Below are 19,455 nucleotides of genomic sequence, written 5' to 3' on the forward strand. Positions count from 1 at the left end.
GCCTTTTTATTTTAATTTTGCCTTAAATTATTGATATGGAAACGCAAAGTACAGCACAGGATTTTCTGCCTATTATATTTCAGGTTATCGTAGCCTTGGGATTTGTGGTGGGTACATTGTTTGTAACGCACATTTTAGGCCCTCGACGCAAAACCAAAGACAAGCTTTCTACATTTGAAGCGGGTATCAAAGTAATCGGTAATGCACGTCAGCCGTTTTCTATCAAATACTTTCTGGTTGCCATACTTTTCGTGCTGTTCGACGTAGAGGTTATCTTTATGTACCCTTGGGCAGTTAATTTTAAGGAACTTGGCTGGAATGGCCTGATTGAAATGTTCATCTTCATGGGCACCTTGCTATTGGGTTTCATTTACATCATCAAGAAAAAAGCGCTAGACTGGGCCTAATCAGTTGGCAGTTCTCAATCGGCAGTTTGCAGTTGCTTGAAAATAATAACTGAAAACGGATTATTTAGAACGGTTCTAAATGCTAATAGCTTAGGTTAATTGCTTTTAAAATATTGTAAATTTGTTGCTCATTCTTTATTTGAATGAGCATTTTTTGTTTAAAAACATGAGTGAAATCAACATAGTAGATGCGCCTCCAGGTATCGAAGGATCTGGTTTTTTTGCCACCTCTTTAGATAAGGTCATTGGTTTGGCTCGTTCGCATTCCTTATGGCCATTGCCATTTGCCACCTCATGCTGCGGCATCGAGTTTATGGCTACCATGGGTTCTCATTACGATTTTGGGCGTTTTGGCGCCGAGCGCTTGAGCTTTTCGCCTCGTCAGGCCGATTTGCTGATGGTAATGGGTACCATAGCCAAGAAAATGGGTCCGGTATTGAAGCAGGTTTACCTGCAGATGGCCGAGCCTCGTTGGGTAATGGCAGTTGGTGCCTGTGCTTCTAGCGGCGGTATTTTCGATACTTATTCGGTGCTGCAGGGCATTGACGAGATTATTCCTGTTGATGTGTACGTGCCGGGCTGTCCACCTCGTCCAGAGGCTATTTTAGACGGCTTCAACAAAATTCAGGAGCTGGTGAAGAACGAATCGGGCAGGAGAAGGCATTCTGAGCAATACAAAAAAATGTTAGCTTCTTACGGAATAGAATAATGGCCAAAGCAACCAATACAGAAATTATCGAATTGCTTGGCGAAAAATTTGGCGAGCAGCTTTTCGATGTAACAGAGCCTTACGGACTGTTAACCTTTTCGACCACCAAAGACAAAGTGATTGCTGTGCTTTCGTTCCTGAAAGAAAACGGCAAAATCGATTTCAACTTCCTAACCGATATTACTGCGGTTCATTATCCGGAGAAAAACCATATTGCGGTAGTTTACCACTTGCACAGCATGGTAAAAGGCATCAGGGTGAGGCTAAAGGTTTTCATCCACGAAAACGAGCCAACTATTCCAACAGCCAGTACGCTCTGGAATGCGGCCAATTGGATGGAACGCGAAACCTACGATTTCTTTGGCGTAAAGTTCGAAGGCCATCCAGACCTGAGAAGGATCTTGAATATGGACGATTTGGGCGTACACCCTATGCTGAAGCAATATCCATTGGAAGATCCGAACAGAGTTGATAAAAAAGACGAATATTTTGGTAGATAAATCCATGAAACACAATCAACCAGTATATACAGACAACGATCCGCAGAGTGAATTGGTAACCCTTAACTTGGGGCCAACCCACCCGGCTACGCACGGCGTTTTCCAAAATGTTTTGCAGCTGGATGGCGAGCGTATCGTAAGTGGTGTTTCTACCATTGGCTATATCCATCGTGCATTCGAAAAGATTGCCGAACATAGGCCTTTTTATCAGATTACGCCCTTAACCGATCGTTTAAACTACTGCTCGTCGCCCATTAACAACATGGGTTGGCACATGGCGGTAGAGAAACTGTTGAATATCCAGATCCCGAAACGTGTTGATTACCTGCGTGTCATCATCATGGAGCTTTCGAGGATTGCCGATCATATCATTTGCAATACCATTATCGCGCAAGATACCGGTGCAACCACCACTTTCCTTTACCTTTTCCAGTTCAGGGAGCATATCTACGAAATTTATGAAGAGATCTGCGGTGCGCGCTTAACCACTAACATTGGCCGTATCGGTGGATTGGAAAGAGATTTTAATGATATTGCTTTTGCTAAAATCAACAAATTCTTAAAAGAGTTTCCAGTAGCGCTCAAAGAGTTTGAAAGCTTGCTGAACCGTAACCGTATTTTCATTGACCGTACCGCCGGCGTTGCCGAAGTTACCCAAGAGAATGCCTTGAGTTATGGCTGGACAGGTCCATTGCTGCGTGCTACCGGCGTCGACTATGATGTACGTACCAGCGAACCTTATGCGTCTTACCAAGATTTCGACTTCGAAATTCCGGTAGGTACCAGTGGCGATATTTATGACCGTTACCTGGTGCGCAACGAAGAGATGTGGCAAAGCGTACGCATCATCGAGCAGGCGATGGAGAAAGTAAAATCGGAGCCCAAAGGCATTTTCCATGCGGAGGTTCCAGAATTCTATCTGCCAGGAAAAGAAGAAGTATACAACAATATGGAGGCATTGATCTATCACTTTAAGATTGTGATGGGCGAAATCGATGCGCCAAAAGCAGAAGTTTACCATGCCGTAGAAGGCGGTAACGGCGAGCTGGGCTTCTATTTGATCAACGATGGTGGCCGTACGCCTTATCGCTTGCACTTCAGAAGACCAAGTTTTATTAATTATTCTATGTTTGCCAAAATGAGCGAAGGCATGTTGTTATCAGATGCCATCATCAACATGAGTAGCATGAACATTATTGCAGGAGAATTAGATGCTTAGAGTAGAAGAACAACAACCTGTAGAGTTTTCGTCGGCATTGCTCAGCAAGTTCGACGAGATCGTAAACCGTTATCCTGCCGGAAGACAGAAATCGGCACTCTTGCCTATTTTACATTTGGTACAGGCCGAATTTGGCTGGACCAGTGTTCCTGCCATGGATAAAGTGGCCGAATATTTACAGATTCAGCCCATCGAAGTGTATGAAGTAGCTTCTTTCTATACCATGTACTTCTTAGAGCCTAAAGGAAAATATGTATTGGAGGTTTGCCGTACCGGCCCTTGTTGCCTGGTTGGTGCCGAAAAAATTATGGACCACATCGAACAGAAGCTGGGTGTTAAGGAAGGCCAAGTAACCGAAGATGGTTTGTTTAGCTGGAGAGGCGTAGAGTGTTTGGCCGCCTGTGGCTTTGGTCCGGTGTTGCAAATTGGCCCTGAGTATACTTTTTATGAGAACCTGACCGAACAGTCGGTTGATCAATTGATAGACGATTTAAAAAATAAGATTTGAGACCTTAGATTTGAGTTTTGAGGGCGGAGCGGTTTGGCTTTGATCTCATAGCTCACATCTCATATCTATAGCAAATGGCACGTAAACTATTATTAGAACATATCAATGTACCTGGCATTAACACGCTGGAGGTTTATCGCCAAAAAGGCGGTTACCGAGCCGTTGAAAAAGCACTGAAAACGCTAACTCCCGACGAGGTAGTGGAAGAAGTGAAAAAATCGGGCTTGCGTGGCAGGGGCGGTGCGGGTTTCCCTACCGGAATGAAATGGAGCTTTTTGGCCAAGCCAGAAGGTGTTCCGCGTTATTTGGTATGCAATGCCGATGAATCCGAGCCTGGAACTTTTAAAGACAGGTATCTAATGACTTATATTCCGCATGCCTTAATTGAAGGGATGATTGTAGCAAGCTATGCCTTGGGTGCACACACTTCCTACATTTATGTGCGTGGCGAGATGATGCCTCAGATCCGCATTTTGGAAAAAGCAATTGCCGAAGCCAAAGCCGCCGGATTGCTGGGTCAAAAAATATTGGGAACAGACTATAGCCTCGAATTGTATGTACAGCCAGGTGGTGGTGCCTACATTTGTGGCGAAGAAACCGCTTTATTGGAATCGTTGGAAGGCAAGAGGGGAAATCCTCGTATCAAGCCACCTTTTCCGGCAATTGCGGGTTTATATGGCTGTCCAACGGTAGTCAACAACGTTGAGTCAATCGCGGCAGTAGTGCCGATCATCAACGATGGTGGCGATGAGTATGCCAAAATCGGTATCGGTCGCAGTACGGGAACCAAATTGATTTCGGCTTCGGGCAACTTGGTTAAGCCAGGTGTTTACGAAATCGAATTAGGCTTGCCAGTTGAAGAATTTATCTATTCTGACGAGTATTGTGGCGGTATTGCCAATGGCAAAAGACTAAAAGCTACCGTAGCCGGCGGTTCGTCGGTGCCTATTCTGCCAGCCAATTTAACCTTAAAATATGCCAATGGCGAGCCTCGCTTAATGAGTTACGAATCGCTTTCTGAAGGTGGTTTTGCCACAGGAACGATGTTGGGCTCGGGCGGTTTCATCGCTTTTGACGAAGACCAATGTATTGTAAGAAACACTTGGAACTTCTCGCGCTTCTACCATCACGAAAGTTGCGGACAATGTTCGCCTTGCCGTGAAGGAACAGGCTGGTTAGAGAAAATTTTGCATAAAATTGAATACGGACACGGCACGATGGATGACATCGAGTTGCTATGGGACGTACAACGTAAAATAGAAGGAAATACAATTTGTCCACTAGGCGATGCAGCTGCTTGGCCGGTAGCCAGTGCCATCAGACACTTCAGAGACGAGTTTGAGTGGCATATCAAAGAGCCGGTTAAGAGCCAGCAACAGAACTATGGCATAGCCAATTATGCAGTGCCGATAGAAAAAGTAGTGGAAGTTAAACAGGATAATCTTTAACCATGAGCGATTTAGTTAAAGTAACTATAGACGGAATAACAGTAGAGGTAGCTCCGGGAACTACCATCTTAAATGCGGCAAGGCAAATAGGTGGCGATATCGTTCCGCCTGCCATGTGCTATTATTCTAAGCTGGAAGGTAGCGGCGGCAAGTGCCGTACCTGTATCGTAAAGGTAAGCAAGGGTTCTGAGAAAGATCCTCGCCCAATGCCTAAGCTGGTAGCTTCGTGCCGTACCACAGTGATGGATGGCATGGAAGTACAGAACATTACCTCGCCAGAGGTTTTGGAAGCCAGAAGCGGCGTGGTAGAGATTTTGCTGATCAACCACCCTTTAGATTGCCCGGTATGCGACCAGGCGGGCGAGTGCGATTTGCAAAACCTGGGCTATGAGCACGGCTTGCAAAAAACCAGATACGAATTTGAACGTCGTACTTTCGATAGGATAGATATTGGCGATAAGATCCAGTTGCACATGAACCGTTGCATTTTGTGCTACCGTTGTGTGTTTACAGCCGATCAGATTACCAACAAACGTGTACACGGTATCTTGAACCGTGGCGACCACTCGGAGATTTCTACCTACATCCAAACCGCGGTTGATAACGACTTCTCAGGAAACGTAATCGATGTTTGTCCAGTTGGGGCCTTAACCGATAAAACTTTCAGGTTTAAAAACAGGGTGTGGTTTACCAAACCTGTCGATGCACATCGCAACTGCGACCATGAGAAATGCAATGGCAAGGTAACGCTATGGTACAAAGGTGAAGATGTGTTGCGCGTAACTGCCCGCAAGGATCAGTTTGGCGAGGTGGAGGAGTTCATCTGCAACACCTGTCGCTTCGAGAAGAAAAATACGGCCGATTGGGTAATCGAGCATCCAACGCATATTTCTGATACTTCGGTAATTGCATCAAACCACTACGAAACCTTTAAGCCACTACCGGTTATTAAAGAAAACCTGGCGTTGCAAAAAGCAAATCAAATAGAACTAGAAAAAACTGCTAAATTCTAATGGATATCAACTTTGTAATCGAAAAATTTATACTGGTAACCATTTTATTTGCCATCAGCTTGGTTATTGCCATGTACTCTACTTATGCAGAGCGCAAGGTGGCTGCATTTTTACAAGACAGGCTTGGACCGGATAGAGCCGGACCCTTTGGTATTTTACAGCCATTGGCCGACGGTGTAAAGATGTTCATGAAAGAAGAAATCGTTCCTGCAACGTCAAATAAATGGTTGTTTATGGTTGGTCCGGGTTTGGCCATGCTTTGTGCCTGTATTGGTACGGCGGTTATTCCATGGGGGCAAGATTTAACCATTGCTGGCAAAACAGTGCCTTTGCAGGTAACCGATATCAACGTTGGCGTTTTGTACATCTTTGGTGTGGTATCGTTGGGCGTTTATGGCGTAATGATTGGTGGTTGGGCTTCCAACAACAAGTATTCGTTGTTAAGTGCTATCCGTGCAGCTTCGCAAAACATCAGTTACGAGGTGGCTATGGGCCTTTCTATCATCGCCCTGCTTTTGGTAACTAATTCGCTGAGCCTAAAAGAAATTGTGGCGCAGCAACATAGCTGGCACTGGAATGTGCTTTATCAGCCTTTGGGCTTCATTATTTTTATGGTATGCTCTTTTGCCGAAACCAACCGTGCACCTTTCGATTTACCGGAGTGTGAAACCGAGTTGATCGGCGGCTATCATACCGAATACTCGTCGATGAAACTGGGTTTTTACCTGTTCGCCGAGTATATCAATATGTTCGTTTCATCAACCGTGATGGTTACGCTTTATTTTGGCGGCTATAACTATCCGGGGATGGATTGGGTGGCAGCGCACGTTGCACCTAATGCAGCCGCCTTGATAGGAACGGGTATATTTTTTATCAAGATATTTATGTTCATCTTCTTCTTCATGTGGGTACGCTGGACCATTCCGCGTTTCCGCTATGATCAGTTGATGAATTTGGGATGGAAGGGATTGATCCCGTTGGCTATCGTCAACATCATCATTACAGGAATTTGGATTGCCTTACGTCAATTTTAAAAGGGAGAGCAATGGAATCATTAAGCAATAAGAAAAAAGTACTAGAGCAAAAGCCACTTAACCTTGCCGAGCGTTTGTATCTGCCTGCCATTGTAAAAGGCTTGGGTACTACAATGAGCCACTTTTTTAAGAAAAGTGCCACTATCAGGTATCCTGAGGTAGAAAGAGAGTTTTCGATCAACTGGCGTGGCATGCACTCTTTAAAAAGAGACGAAGAAGGCAGGGAGCGTTGTACAGCCTGTGGCTTGTGCGCCTTATCATGTCCTGCAGAAGCCATTACCATGATCGCGGCCGAGCGCAAAAACGATGAGAAACATCTTTATCGCGAAGAGAAATATGCAGCCGTTTACGAAATCAACATGTTGCGTTGCATTTTCTGTGGTTTGTGCGAAGAAGCCTGCCCTAAGGAAGCCATTTACTTGGATGGACCAATCGTACCGTCTGATTACCTGCGCAAAGACTTTATTTATGGCAAGGATAAATTGGTAGAAGCTCCGTTGGAGACCAAATAAAAAACAGCCGTTGCAGGGAAAGAAGCAATCCTAAGCAACGGTTTAAAAAATGAGATTGCTTCGTGCCCCGCAAAACGTGGCGAAAAATAACTAAACAAAGAATTAATGGGTACACAAGTATTCTATTTTGTAGCTGCACTCAGTGTCATTTTCTCGTTGCTGGTGATTTTCTCTAAAAATCCCATCCACAGCGTGCTATACCTGATACTGACCTTCTTTACGTTTACCGTGCACTATGTATTGTTGAACGCCCAGTTTCTGGCCGTTGTAAACTTTATCGTTTATATGGGGGCAATTATGGTATTGTTTCTCTTTGTGCTCATGTTGCTGAACCTGAACAAAGAGAACGAGCCCAACAAATCCAACCTCATCAAAATCGTGGGCGTAATTGCCGGAGGCTGCTTGGCCGTAACTTTAATCGGTTCGTTCAAAGCGGTTTCGATCAATACTCCACTGGTATTGCAGAACCCAAGCCTGGGCTTGGTAAAAAATCTGGGCAAGGAACTTTTTGGCCCGTTTATGTTGCCATTTGAGTTGTCGTCGATCTTATTGCTTACCGCAATGGTTGGTGCCGTATTGTTAACTAAAAAGGAAGAAAAGCAAAATGGATAGTTTGTTTCAAAATATGAAGGTAGTGCCGCTTAACCACTACATCTGGTTATGCGCCATTATTTTTACCATTGGTGTAATCGGGGTATTGACCCGCCGAAACGCCATCGTAATCTTTATGTCGGTAGAGCTGATGCTGAATGCCGTAAACTTGTTGCTAACTGCCTTTTCGGTTCACCATAACGACCCATCGGGACAGGTTTTTGTATTTTTTATTATGGCTTTGGCCGCGGCAGAAGTTGCTGTAGGATTGAGTATCATCGTGATGGTTTACCGAAATACGCAGTCGATAGATATTAATGTGTTAAATCGCCTTAAGTGGTAATTATATAGAATAGGAATGATGAATAATTTACTTTGGCTGGTTCCTTTGCTTCCGCTTTTAGGCTTCGTAATTAATGGCCTTGGCCGAAATACGTTTAGCAAAAGCCTGGTTGGCTTGATCGGAAGCGGTGTGGTATTTGCCTCTTTTGTACTCAGCGTATTTTTGTTTTTTCAATTAAGCGGCGGTACCGAAAAACAAATCAATGTAGTGCTTTTCGACTGGATTAGCGCGGGCAAGGTGCATATCCCCTTGGCTTTTCTGCTCGATCCGTTGAGTTCGGTGATGCTGCTGATCATTACCGGTATCGGTTTTCTGATCCATATTTATTCTATTGGCTATATGCACGAAGACGCCGGTTTTGGCAAGTTCTTCAGCTATTTGAACCTCTTTATCTTCTTCATGCTGATTTTGGTATTGGGTTCAAACTATATCGTGATGTTTATCGGTTGGGAAGGCGTAGGTTTGTGTTCTTACCTGCTCATCGGCTTCTGGTATACCAACAAGAGCTACGCAAGCGCGGCTAAAAAGGCTTTTGTGATGAACCGTATCGGCGATTTGGGCTTTTTGATCGGTGTATTTATGTTGGTGGCCGCTTTTGGCAGCACCGAATTTGCACAGATCTTTCCGGTAGCCGCCACTAAGTTTGCTTCAAATGACACTGTGATAATCACCATCACTATTCTGTTGTTTATCGGTGCTTGTGGTAAATCGGCACAGTTGCCTTTGTTTACCTGGTTGCCTGATGCGATGGCTGGTCCAACGCCGGTTTCGGCTTTGATCCATGCCGCTACCATGGTAACTGCTGGTATCTACATGATTGCCCGTTCGAGCGTATTGTTCGATTTGGCGCCACTTACGCAAAACATTATTGCCATTGTAGGTGCGGCTACCGCTTTAATTGCCGCCCTGATTGCTTTGACCCAAACCGATATCAAAAAAGTATTGGCTTATTCAACCGTGTCGCAATTGGGCTATATGTTCTTAGGTTTGGGCGTTGGTGCTTACACCGGTTCATTCTTCCACGTGTTAACCCATGCTTTCTTTAAAGCTTTGTTGTTCTTGGGCGCTGGTTCTGTTATCCACGCCATGCACCATGAGCAAGATATGCGCCACATGGGTGGTTTAAGATCGAAATTGAAAATCACCTTTGCTACCATGATGATCGGTACCATTGCCATTGCAGGTTTGCCACCGTTTTCGGGTTTCTTCTCTAAAGACGAAATCCTGGCACATACCTTCGAGCATAGTCCGGTACTTTGGGGCGTAGGTTTGCTTACGGCATTCTTAACTTCGTTCTATATGTTCAGGATGATGTTCCTGACTTTCTCGGGCAAATATCGTGGTACGCATCACGAAGAAAGCCATGTTCACGAATCGCCAAGTGTAATGACTTTCCCACTGATTGTGTTGGCTATTTTGGCCGCCATTGGTGGATTGATCAATTTGCCGCATTTTGCTGGAGGCAACGAATGGTTGGCACACTGGCTAGCCGGTGCGGGTATTAAGCCGCAGGAATTGGGTTTAGACCACGGTACAGAAATCGGCCTGATGGCGGCTTCGGTAGGCGCGGCGCTTATCGCTTTGATTTTTGCCTATGTAAAATATGTGAAAAATGCCGATATCCCTGTACCTGATGAAGGCAAAAGGTCGGCATTGGCCAAATTGTCTTATCACAAATTCTATTTGGATGAGATTTATGATACCATCATCAGAAAACCATTGGATGCTTTTTCTAAGTTCTTCTACCGCATTGTAGATAAAAAAGTAATCGATGGCTTGGTAAACGGCTTGGGCTGGACGGCTACCGAAGGCAGCAAGAACCTTCGCCTGTTGCAATCTGGAAATGTAGGCTTTTATATCTTTATGATGGTGTTCGGTATCATTGCCTTATTGTTGTACACCTATTTATCCATCTCTTAACATTGGCTAAACAAAATAAATGGAACTTTTAATACTTATATTTTTACCACTAATTGGTGCCATTGTCACAGCTGCTTTAGCCAAAAAAACTGCTAAGCAAACGGCCTTGGTGTTTTCCATCCTTTCGTTGGCAACAACCATAGGTTTATTGTGCAAGTTTACCCCCGATGCCAGTACGCAGTTTTTAGTCAACTGTCAGTGGATAGCACAGTTCGGAATTAACTTTCACGTAGGCATCGACGGCATTAGCATGATTACCGTGCTGTTGACCAATATTTTAATGCCTTTAATCATTTTGGCCAGCTTTAAGCACGACTATAAAAACAGCAACGCTTTTTATGCTTTGGTGCTTTTTATGCAAAGCGGACTTTTGTTGGTGTTTACCTCGCTCGATGCATTTTTGTTCTACATCGGCTGGGAAGCGGCTTTGATCCCGATTTATTTCATCTGCGCCATGTGGGGCGGCAAAGACCGCATCAAGGTCAACATGAAGTTTTTTGTGTATACCATTGCCGGTTCGTTGTTTATGCTTTTGGGTATGATCTACCTGTACCTGCAAAATCCGGCGCATAATTTTGATATCAATGCCTTTTATGCCTTAAACCTCGATAGCTATCAGCAGGGCTGGGTTTTCTGGGCGTTCTTTATCGCTTTTGCTATTAAGATGCCTATTTTCCCTTTCCATACTTGGCAACCCGATACCTATACCGAAGCTCCAGCTCCGGGTACGATGCTATTATCGGGTATCATGTTGAAGATGGGTATTTATGGCGTAATCAGGTGGTTGCTGCCAGTAGTGCCACAAGGTGTACACGACTGGACCAATGTGGCCATGATCTTGTCTGTTATTGGTATCGTTTATGCATCATTGATTGCCTTTACGCAAAAAGACGCCAAAAGATTGGTAGCTTATTCGTCAATTGGCCACGTAGGTTTGATTGCGGCTGGTATCTTTGCACTAAACACGCAAGGCTTGCAGGGTTCGATGGTACAGATGCTGAGCCATGGTATCAACGTGGTAGGTTTGTTCTTTGTGTTGGACATCATTTCTTCGCAATTAAAAACGAACAAAGTGGATGAACTAGGTGGTTTGGCCAAAGTAGCGCCAAAATTGGCCATTACTTTCCTCATTATTGTTTTGGGTACGGTAGCCTTGCCGGGAACCAATGGTTTTGTGGGCGAGTTTTTATTATTGATGTCTGTTTACCAATATAACGTTTGGATGGTAGCCGTAGCCGGATTGACTATCATTTTCGGTGCTGTTTACATGCTGAGGATGTATCAAAAGGTAATGTTGGGCGAAACCAACAGCCTTACCATTGGCTTTACAGATATTAAAGGAACAGAAAAATTGGTGTTGTATATCATTTGTGCGCTTATCATCGTCATGGGCGTATATCCTAAGCCAGTGCTGCAATTGTCGGAAGCTTCGGTGCAACATTTATTAGAACAAGTAAATCAAAAATTAACAGGGTTAAACTAAACATGAACATTATTATAACCATTGCCGTAACGGCATTAGTAGTACTTTATGCAGGTTTGTTCAAAGCCAAAAAAGCCTTGTTGCCATTAACCTTGGTAGGTTTGCTTGTAGCTTTGGGCTTTACCCTGTGTGCCTGGAATAATCCGACAACTTATTTTGGCATGATGCAAATGGACAATTTTGCACTTGCCTTTAGCGCCATCAGCATTATTGGTACTTTCTTTATCTTTTTGCTTACCCAACGCTATTTTACCGAAGGCAGCGATAACGTAGCCGAATACTTTACGCTGATTTTGTTCGCTTTGTCGGGCATGATCATCATGGTATCTTACCAAAACCTGTCGATGTTGTTTATCGGTTTGGAAATCATGTCGGTAAGTTTGTACATCCTGGCGGGTATTCGCAAGCTTAATTTTGCCTCTAACGAAGCCTCACTGAAATACTTTTTAATGGGTGCTTTCTCTACGGGATTTTTGCTGTTCGGTATTACCCTGATTTACGGTGCTACCGGATCTTTTGATATCGATGTCATCAACAAATATTTGGTAGAACACAATACAGTTTCAACGTTGTTCTATCCTGGCGTAATCCTGATCATGATTGGGCTATGCTTTAAAGTGGGCGCGGCGCCTTTCCATTTCTGGACTCCAGATGTGTACGAGGGTGCACCATCGCTTATTACCGCCTTCATGTCGACCGTGGTAAAAACGGCTGGTTTTGCGGCTTTCTTGAGGTTGTTTAGCAATGCTTTTGAGCCTTTGCACGATTTCTGGACACCGGTGCTAACCTGCATCGTGGTGATCACCTTGTTTATCGGCAATATCACCGCCCTTTACCAAAAGAACTTTAAACGCATGTTGGCCTACTCGAGTATTTCGCATGCCGGTTATTTGCTGTTCTCTTTGGTGGTATTGACGCCAAACTCGGCCAATAACGTATTGGTTTATGCCGCAGCTTATACTTTTGCCAGCATCATTGCCTTCGCGGTGTTGATTATGGTAAAACAAAAAACTGGTGGCGATACTTTCGACAGTTTCAATGGCCTGGGCAAGAAGAACCCTTTGGTGGCATTTGCCTTAACAGTTGCCATGCTATCGTTGGCAGGTATACCGCTAACCGCTGGTTTTATGGGCAAATACCTCATGTTTATGAACGTGATGGACAACTATCAGGTAGTTTTGGTAGTTATCGCCATTGTAAACGCTTTGGTGGGCTTCTACTACTATTTTAGGGTAATTGTTGCCATGTACTTTAAAGAAGGCGAAGAAATTTCTTTGGAAGCGCCGTCGCAGTATAAAATCGTATTGGTGCTTGCCGTTATTGTAACCTTGCTAATAGGCGTTTATCCATCGCTTATTTTAAATTTGATATAGCATAATGATGTAGATTATTATTTGTAGTTTTACGAATAATTGAACTATGCAAGAATTCTGGAATTCAGTACAGCATTTTATAGACCCTGAAAAACTGCTCAAAGAGGGGGGATTTTATCTGGTATTGTTCGTTATTTTTGCCGAAACCGGGCTTTTCTTCGGTTTCTTTTTACCCGGCGATTATCTGTTGTTCTTGGCAGGCATGTTTGTAGCTACAGGCAGGCTCGATGTCAATATTACCGTGCTGGTGCTGGGACTTTGTGCTGCAGCGATCCTCGGCAATTTTACGGGTTACTGGTTCGGTCGCAAAACAGGTCCGGTATTGTACAACCGCAAAGACACCTTCTTTTTTAAGAAAAGATACCTGGTGGCCGCCGAACGCTATTACCGCAAACAGGGCGCTTTTGCCCTCATCATGGGCAGGTTTGTGCCGATTGTGCGTACATTTGCGCCTATTTTTGCAGGCGTTGTTAAGCTCGATGTAAAAAAGTTTGCACTTTATAACATTGTTGGCGCAATATTATGGATAGCATCCTTAACTTTGTTGGGATATTTTTTAGGCAAGAAATTTGCCACACAAATTGAAGAATATTTGGTTTATATAATAATAGGTTTCATTGTCATCACCACCATTCCGCTGATTATCACCTTTGTGAAAAAGCAGGTTTTGGGTGCTGGCGAGACAGATGAAACAGAGAATGAAGAAGAAAAATGAGTAAAGACGGCTATCATCCATGGCATAGTGTTTCTCCGGGCAAAAACGCACCGGAGGTTGTGAATGCAATTATAGAAATTCCTAAAGGTTCAAAAGCAAAATACGAAATCGATAAAGATTCTAACCTGATCAAGTTAGACAGGGTGTTGTTCTCTTCGGTAATGTATCCGGCAAACTACGGATTTATTCCACAAACCTATTGCGACGATAACGATCCATTGGATATCTTGGTGCTGTGTTCGGTAGATGTGTACCCAATGACCATCATCGAAGCCAAGGTAATCGGCGTAATGCACATGGTAGATAATGGCGAACAGGACGATAAGATTATTGCAGTGGCCAAAAACGACATGTCGGTAAACTACATCAACGACTTGCACGAACTGCCACCGCATACCATGAAGGAAATTGTAAAGTTCTTTCAGGATTATAAGGCTTTAGAAGAGAAAAAGGTAACGATTGAACACCTCTTAGGGGTGCGATACGCTCATAAGGTAATTAATGAGAGCATCGAATTATATAACAAAACATTTGGAAAATTAGCTTAATGGGCTGGGATCTATTCTGGACTTTCTTTTTAGTTGCGCTGAACGGCTTTTTTGTGGCCGCAGAATTTGCTATCGTTAAGGTTCGGGGTTCCCAAATTGAGATTAAGGCAAAATCTGGAAGCCGCGTGGGCAAAATGGCCAAGCACATCATCCATAACCTGGATGGTTATTTGGCCGCAACGCAGCTGGGCATTACCTTGGCTTCGCTTGGCTTGGGCTGGGTGGGCGAACGTGTGATGCACGATTTGATCCACGATGGCTTGCAAAACCTGGGCATGAGCGAAACCTTCATCAGCTCGGCATCAACCGTTATTGCCTTTTCTATCATTACCATTATGCACATCGTGTTTGGCGAATTGGCACCGAAATCATTGGCCATCCAAAGGCCAGTGGCTACTACCTTGTTTATTGCCTTGCCTTTACAGGGCTTCTACTTTATTGGTAGGCCTTTCATTTGGTTGCTCAACGGTTTTGCAAGGATTGTGCTTAAACTCTTTGGCATCAATACCGCCGATGGACACGAATCGCTGCACAGCACCGAAGAACTGCAATACCTGTTAGATCAGGGCAAGGAAAGCGGTGCCTTAGATACCAACGAGCACGAGCTGATCAAGAACGTATTCGATTTTAACGAGCGCGTGGTGAAAAACATCATGGTACCTCGTACCAAGATTTCGAGTATCGAACTGGATACGCCAAAAGAGGAAGTGGTACAGAAAATCATTGCCGAAGGCTATTCGCGTATGCCGGTTTACGACGAGATCATCGATAAGATTATCGGCATTGTGCACGCCAAAGATATTTTACCATTATTGGCAGGCAAAAAAGAGTGGGCTTTGACCGATATCATCCGTAAGCCTTACTTCGTTCCCGAAACCAAAAAAATCAACGACCTGTTGAGCGAACTGCAGCAAAAACGCATCCAGATTGCCATTGTAATCGACGAGTTTGGCGGTACAGCCGGTATGGTTACGCTCGAAGATATTGTGGAAGAGATTGTGGGCGAGATCCAAGACGAATATGACGAGGAAAAGCCAACCGTAGAAAAGATTTCAGATACCGAGTTTATCATTAATGCTTATGCCACAGTTTACGATGTAAACGAGCATTTGCCACACGATTTGCCCGAAGACGAAGATTTTGATACTGTAGGTGGCTTGGTTTCGCACGCCTTTGGCAAAATTCCGGAGGTTGGCGATAGTGAAGAATGCTATGGCTACCTTTTCACCATCCTTAAAAAAACGGAGCAAAACATCGAAACCATCAAGCTCGAGCTGGTGATCCGCAAAAGCGATATGGTTGATAACCATTAATTTCCTACATTATGCATATCTTCTATACACCAGATATTGCATCGGCCAATTATACGCTTAACGAAGAAGAAAGCAAGCATTGCAGCAAGGTGCTTCGGTTGGGTATAGGCGATGTAGTACAGCTTATTGATGGTCGTGGCGGTTTTTACGAAGCCGAAATCAGTGCGGTGAGCAAAAAGCATGTCGACCTGAAGGTAGTTAGCAGCCAACAGGAATATGGCAAACGTAACCATCACCTGCACATTGCCGTGGCACCCACCAAAAACATCGATCGTTTGGAGTGGTTTTTAGAAAAGGCAACCGAAATTGGCATTGACGAAATTACGCCCATCATTTGCGATCGTTCCGAACGACGCATCGTTAAAGAAGAAAGGCTCGATAAGGTAATTACTTCGGCGGTAAAGCAATCGCTTACGGCTTATCATCCGCTACTAAATCCGGCCATGGCACTGACCGATTTCCTCAAAAAGGAAACTTCAGCCAATAAACTGATTGCCCATTGCATGGATGGCGATAAAGCTTATGCCAAAGATTTGGTACAGCCCCATCAATCGTATGTGGTGCTGATTGGTCCCGAAGGTGATTTTACGGCTGCAGAGCTGGAGCTCGCTTTGCAAACTGGCTACAAACCCGTAACTTTAGGACAAACGCGCCTGAGAACGGAAACGGCGGCCTTGTATGCCTGTTTCGAGCTTAACTATATCAACAGATGAAGCTGATTTACGATTTGAGATTGACGATTGACGATTGGGCCTCACGCCTAAAACGTGGCGTGTCTGCGCTTTGGCCTTTGAGCTTTAGTCTTTTGGCTTTAACCTTTCACCCTAAACCCTCGGCCTTTAACCTTAAACCAGCCCTCCGCCTTTGCACTTTAGTCTTTGGTCTTTCAGCTTTAGTCTGTCTAACTGGTTTCAAAGCCCCAACTTATAAAATGGGTAAGCTAAAATACAGTGGGGGCGGCGATTGGTACGGCAACCGAACGGCCTTGCCCAACCTCATCGAATTCTGCAATAAAAATATCAATACCAATTTTGCCCCAGACGAGGGCATTGTGGAAGTAGGCAGTGCCGAGCTGTACAATTTTCCCTTTGTGTACATGACTGGCCACGGCAACGTGATTTTTAACGATCAGGAAGCCGCGAACCTGAGAAAATATTTAATCGGTGGGGGCTTCTTGCACATCGACGATAATTATGGCCTCGACAAGTTTATCAGACCCCAAATGAAAAAGGTTTTTCCTGAGCTGAGCTTTGTAGAACTGCCCGCCGACCATAAGCTGTACAACCAGAAATTCAAGTTTCCGGCAGGCCTGCCCAAAATACACGAACACGACGGCAAAAGGCCACAAGGCTTTGCGCTGATCTGGCAGGGCAGGGTGGTTTGCTATTATACCTACGAATGCGATCTGGGCAACGGCTGGGAAGATTACGGCACTTACCCTAGCGATACGCAAGAAAGTAGAACCAAGGCGCTAAAAATGGGCGCAAACCTAGTGCAATATGCTTTAACCCAATAAACATGTATCAAGTAAAAGTAAACAACAAGTATGATTTTGAGATCGAGGCCGATAACCAATCGCTAAAAATCAATAACGAGGTAGTGGCATTGGATAGTTTTCCCTTGAACGGGAATACTGCTCACGTACTTTATCAGAACAAATCGTACACTACAGAATTGGTAGAACTGAACAAAGAAGAGAAAACTGCTACGGTTAAGGTAAACGGCAGCTTGTATACGGTTAGCATCAAAGATCAATTTGACCAGTTGCTGAAGCAGTTGGGCATGGATAACCTGGCCGCCAATAAAATACAGCAGGTAATGGCGCCAATGCCTGGACTAGTGTTAAACGTATTGGCCAGCGAAGGCGACGAAGTAAAGAAAGGCGATAGCTTGTTGGTACTCGAAGCCATGAAAATGGAAAATATGATCAAATCGCCTACAGATGGCGTAATTAAGAAGATAGCGGTAAAACAAGGCGATAAAGTAGAGAAAAACGAATTGCTCGTTAGCTTTAGCTAAACACTTGCGAAGTTTTTAAAACTTCGCAAGTGTAAAACAAGAAGGCCCGAAAATCTCAGATTTTCGGGCCTTCTTGTTATGTCTTTTTGGCTTACTTGCCTGACTTGAATTGAGGCTTGCCACCCGATTTGATTTCTGATGGGCCCAACATGGTCATGGCACAACGGAAACCGATATCTGCAGTAGACTCGTCTTCTTGCAAATGCCTTCTGGCTGCTGGATTTAACCATTGTGCCTGGTCGTTCCACGAGCCGCCTTTGTAAACCCTCGATTTATCGTTTACCAAAGTCGTAACGCCATACAGGGCACTTTGCTCGTCGCGGTAACCGCGTTGATCGGCATTGTAGGCCGCACTGCCGTTGGTGCCGGCCGCTTTTCCAGCTTGTAGCTCTTCCCAGGTTTGTTTAACACCAGAGTTGGCTTTTACCATTTCAGGCTTGCCGTATTTGTTTTGCTTTAATTGGCTGTTTACAGGATCTCTGTCTTTGTTTTGGAATTGGTTACCCCTGAATGGGTTTAAAGCGTCGGCCTGTTCGAAAGTAGCGGCACGGTATACGTCGGCTACCCACTCGTTTACGTTTCCAGCCATATTGTAAAGACCGAAATCGTTAGGTATATAGCTTTTTACGTTTTGGGTAAAAGCGGCTTTATCGTTCAAAGAACCACCAACACCCATGTAATCGCCTTTGCTTCTTTTAAAGTTGGCCAAAATCAATCCCCTCGTTTTTTTCTTGGCCGAAGTAATGCCCAAGCCATTCCAAGGATAGATTTTTTTCTCGTTTACGTTTTCATATTGGGTATTGCCAATGAGGCCCAAAGCGGCATACTCCCACTCGGCTTCTGTAGGCAAGCGGAAAGGCTGCAGAATTACACCATCTTCCAATCTTACGTTTCTGGTCGGGCCGTTTTTGCTGTTGGTGGCATTTGTTGCGCCTGTAGCAGCCGGATTTAGATCTTTCATGGCCTTCGGTCCCTTGTCGTCATATTGGCCATTCAGATAAACATCAGTATTAAAAGGCTTATCTTTTTTGGTTACGGTAGTGGCGTTAGAATTTTTCGCTGTGCCATTAACCATGGCAAAAGAATTCATGTAGCCCTTATCGCGTAATAGCTTTTCGTTTACCATATCGGTTCTCCAAGCGCAATATCTTTCGGCTTGTTTGGCACTTACGCCAACTACCGGATAGTCTTGGTAAGCCGGATGTCTTAAGTAGTTGTTTACATAAGGCTCGTTAAACGAAAGCGGACTACGCCAAACCAATGTATCAGGCAATTCTTCGTAGTAATATTGTGCATCGGTAGGGAAGTTCCTTTTGATCCAGTTCAGGTATTCCAGCCAGTTGGTGTTCGAAACTTCGGTGTCGTCCATGTAAAAAGAGCTTACCGTAACCTCGCGTTTGTAGTTGTAGTTGCTCATGTCTTGGCCCGGGATATCAACCGCGCTGCCACCCATGATGAACTCGCCACCTTCAATCTCCACTAATCCTGGCCCTGGGCCACGTTTGTACTTATTTGCTACCTCGAACCCGCCGTTTTCCTTTTTGTTGTAGGCATATCCGGTTTTGTTCGATACCGCGCCGCTGTTCTTAGACTTGCAAGAAGCAAAAACGGTAAAGCTGATCAAGAATGCAAAAGAGTATAAGTATGTTTTTTTCATAAAATGTGCCTTTGTAACACTTAACCGTTAAAATTACGTAAAAAGGGCGGGCCACCAAAAAAAATCTTACTTTTTAGTTGCTTATAAGTTAAACTCCAAAAAACAGGCATCACCCTTTGCTCCAATAACAGAACAATACCTAC

Annotated in this window: 21 protein-coding genes; 20 read left to right on the top strand and 1 reads right to left on the bottom strand. The window is 44.4% G+C overall.

Features of this window, described 5'->3' with window-relative positions; all coding sequences use genetic code 11:
- Nucleotides 1–35 precede the first annotated feature (35 nt).
- From VRU48_RS16640 to VRU48_RS16735, 20 genes are all read left to right on the top strand, one after another.
- Nucleotides 36–407, top strand: coding sequence for an NADH-quinone oxidoreductase subunit A (locus tag VRU48_RS16640; protein WP_199138205.1), 372 nt, complete (start codon nucleotides 36–38; stop codon nucleotides 405–407).
- Between the two features lie 166 nt (nucleotides 408–573).
- Complete coding sequence (locus VRU48_RS16645; RefSeq protein ID WP_199138204.1) at nucleotides 574–1,116, top strand: NADH-quinone oxidoreductase subunit B; 543 nt, start codon at nucleotides 574–576, stop codon at nucleotides 1,114–1,116.
- Nucleotides 1,116–1,616, top strand: coding sequence for an NADH-quinone oxidoreductase subunit C (locus VRU48_RS16650; RefSeq protein ID WP_330109048.1), 501 nt, complete (start codon nucleotides 1,116–1,118; stop codon nucleotides 1,614–1,616). The genes VRU48_RS16645 and VRU48_RS16650 overlap by 1 nt, the downstream gene beginning before the upstream one ends.
- Before the next feature lie 4 nt (nucleotides 1,617–1,620).
- Entirely contained in the window at nucleotides 1,621–2,835 is a 1,215-nt protein-coding gene (locus VRU48_RS16655; RefSeq protein ID WP_330109049.1) for an NADH-quinone oxidoreductase subunit D, read from the top strand.
- Entirely contained in the window at nucleotides 2,828–3,343 is a 516-nt protein-coding gene (locus VRU48_RS16660) for an NADH-quinone oxidoreductase subunit NuoE family protein (protein ID WP_330109050.1), read from the top strand. The genes VRU48_RS16655 and VRU48_RS16660 overlap by 8 nt, the downstream gene beginning before the upstream one ends.
- A 74-nt stretch (nucleotides 3,344–3,417) precedes the next feature.
- Entirely contained in the window at nucleotides 3,418–4,791 is a 1,374-nt protein-coding gene (gene nuoF, locus VRU48_RS16665; RefSeq protein ID WP_330109051.1) for an NADH-quinone oxidoreductase subunit NuoF, read from the top strand.
- Between the two features lie 2 nt (nucleotides 4,792–4,793).
- Nucleotides 4,794–5,804 carry an NADH-quinone oxidoreductase subunit G gene (locus VRU48_RS16670; protein WP_330109052.1) on the top strand — a complete coding sequence of 337 codons (1,011 nt, stop codon included), beginning with the start codon at nucleotides 4,794–4,796 and terminating at the stop codon, nucleotides 5,802–5,804.
- Entirely contained in the window at nucleotides 5,804–6,838 is a 1,035-nt protein-coding gene (gene nuoH, locus VRU48_RS16675) for an NADH-quinone oxidoreductase subunit NuoH (protein ID WP_330109053.1), read from the top strand. The genes VRU48_RS16670 and nuoH overlap by 1 nt, the downstream gene beginning before the upstream one ends.
- Before the next feature lie 11 nt (nucleotides 6,839–6,849).
- The gene (locus VRU48_RS16680) at nucleotides 6,850–7,350 is read left to right on the top strand and encodes a NuoI/complex I 23 kDa subunit family protein (protein WP_330109054.1); all 501 of its coding nucleotides are present in this window, start codon (nucleotides 6,850–6,852) and stop codon (nucleotides 7,348–7,350) included.
- 105 nt (nucleotides 7,351–7,455) lie between these two features.
- Complete coding sequence (locus VRU48_RS16685) at nucleotides 7,456–7,962, top strand: NADH-quinone oxidoreductase subunit J family protein (protein ID WP_330109055.1); 507 nt, start codon at nucleotides 7,456–7,458, stop codon at nucleotides 7,960–7,962.
- Nucleotides 7,955–8,284, top strand: coding sequence for an NADH-quinone oxidoreductase subunit NuoK (gene nuoK, locus VRU48_RS16690; protein ID WP_199138193.1), 330 nt, complete (start codon nucleotides 7,955–7,957; stop codon nucleotides 8,282–8,284). The genes VRU48_RS16685 and nuoK overlap by 8 nt, the downstream gene beginning before the upstream one ends.
- 18 nt (nucleotides 8,285–8,302) lie before the next feature.
- A complete protein-coding gene (nuoL, locus tag VRU48_RS16695) occupies nucleotides 8,303–10,204 on the top strand; it encodes an NADH-quinone oxidoreductase subunit L (RefSeq protein ID WP_330109523.1) in 1,902 nt (633 codons plus the stop codon).
- A gap of 19 nt (nucleotides 10,205–10,223) precedes the next feature.
- Entirely contained in the window at nucleotides 10,224–11,687 is a 1,464-nt protein-coding gene (locus VRU48_RS16700) for a complex I subunit 4 family protein (RefSeq protein WP_330109056.1), read from the top strand.
- Between the two features lie 2 nt (nucleotides 11,688–11,689).
- The gene (locus VRU48_RS16705) at nucleotides 11,690–13,060 is read left to right on the top strand and encodes an NADH-quinone oxidoreductase subunit N (protein ID WP_330109057.1); all 1,371 of its coding nucleotides are present in this window, start codon (nucleotides 11,690–11,692) and stop codon (nucleotides 13,058–13,060) included.
- A 46-nt stretch (nucleotides 13,061–13,106) separates the two neighbouring features.
- A complete protein-coding gene (locus tag VRU48_RS16710) occupies nucleotides 13,107–13,775 on the top strand; it encodes a DedA family protein (protein ID WP_330109058.1) in 669 nt (222 codons plus the stop codon).
- Nucleotides 13,772–14,323 (top strand): inorganic diphosphatase, encoded by a 552-nt coding sequence (locus VRU48_RS16715; protein ID WP_330109059.1) that lies wholly within the window; start codon nucleotides 13,772–13,774, stop codon nucleotides 14,321–14,323. The genes VRU48_RS16710 and VRU48_RS16715 overlap by 4 nt, the downstream gene beginning before the upstream one ends.
- Nucleotides 14,323–15,636 (top strand): hemolysin family protein, encoded by a 1,314-nt coding sequence (locus VRU48_RS16720; RefSeq protein ID WP_330109060.1) that lies wholly within the window; start codon nucleotides 14,323–14,325, stop codon nucleotides 15,634–15,636. The genes VRU48_RS16715 and VRU48_RS16720 overlap by 1 nt, the downstream gene beginning before the upstream one ends.
- Before the next feature lie 11 nt (nucleotides 15,637–15,647).
- Entirely contained in the window at nucleotides 15,648–16,349 is a 702-nt protein-coding gene (locus VRU48_RS16725) for a 16S rRNA (uracil(1498)-N(3))-methyltransferase (protein ID WP_330109061.1), read from the top strand.
- Complete coding sequence (locus tag VRU48_RS16730) at nucleotides 16,346–17,152, top strand: DUF4159 domain-containing protein (protein ID WP_330109062.1); 807 nt, start codon at nucleotides 16,346–16,348, stop codon at nucleotides 17,150–17,152. The genes VRU48_RS16725 and VRU48_RS16730 overlap by 4 nt, the downstream gene beginning before the upstream one ends.
- A 2-nt stretch (nucleotides 17,153–17,154) precedes the next feature.
- On the top strand, nucleotides 17,155–17,655 hold the full coding sequence (locus VRU48_RS16735) for an acetyl-CoA carboxylase biotin carboxyl carrier protein subunit (RefSeq protein ID WP_330109063.1): 501 nt from the start codon (nucleotides 17,155–17,157) through the stop codon (nucleotides 17,653–17,655).
- Between the two features lie 91 nt (nucleotides 17,656–17,746).
- Here VRU48_RS16735 and VRU48_RS16740 read toward each other — a convergent pair whose 3' ends face one another.
- Nucleotides 17,747–19,312, bottom strand: coding sequence for an SUMF1/EgtB/PvdO family nonheme iron enzyme (locus VRU48_RS16740; protein ID WP_330109064.1), 1,566 nt, complete (start codon nucleotides 19,310–19,312; stop codon nucleotides 17,747–17,749).
- Nucleotides 19,313–19,455 lie beyond the last annotated feature (143 nt).

The organism is Pedobacter albus (assembly GCF_036324255.1).
Classification (GTDB): Bacteria; Bacteroidota; Bacteroidia; order Sphingobacteriales; family Sphingobacteriaceae; genus Pedobacter; species Pedobacter albus.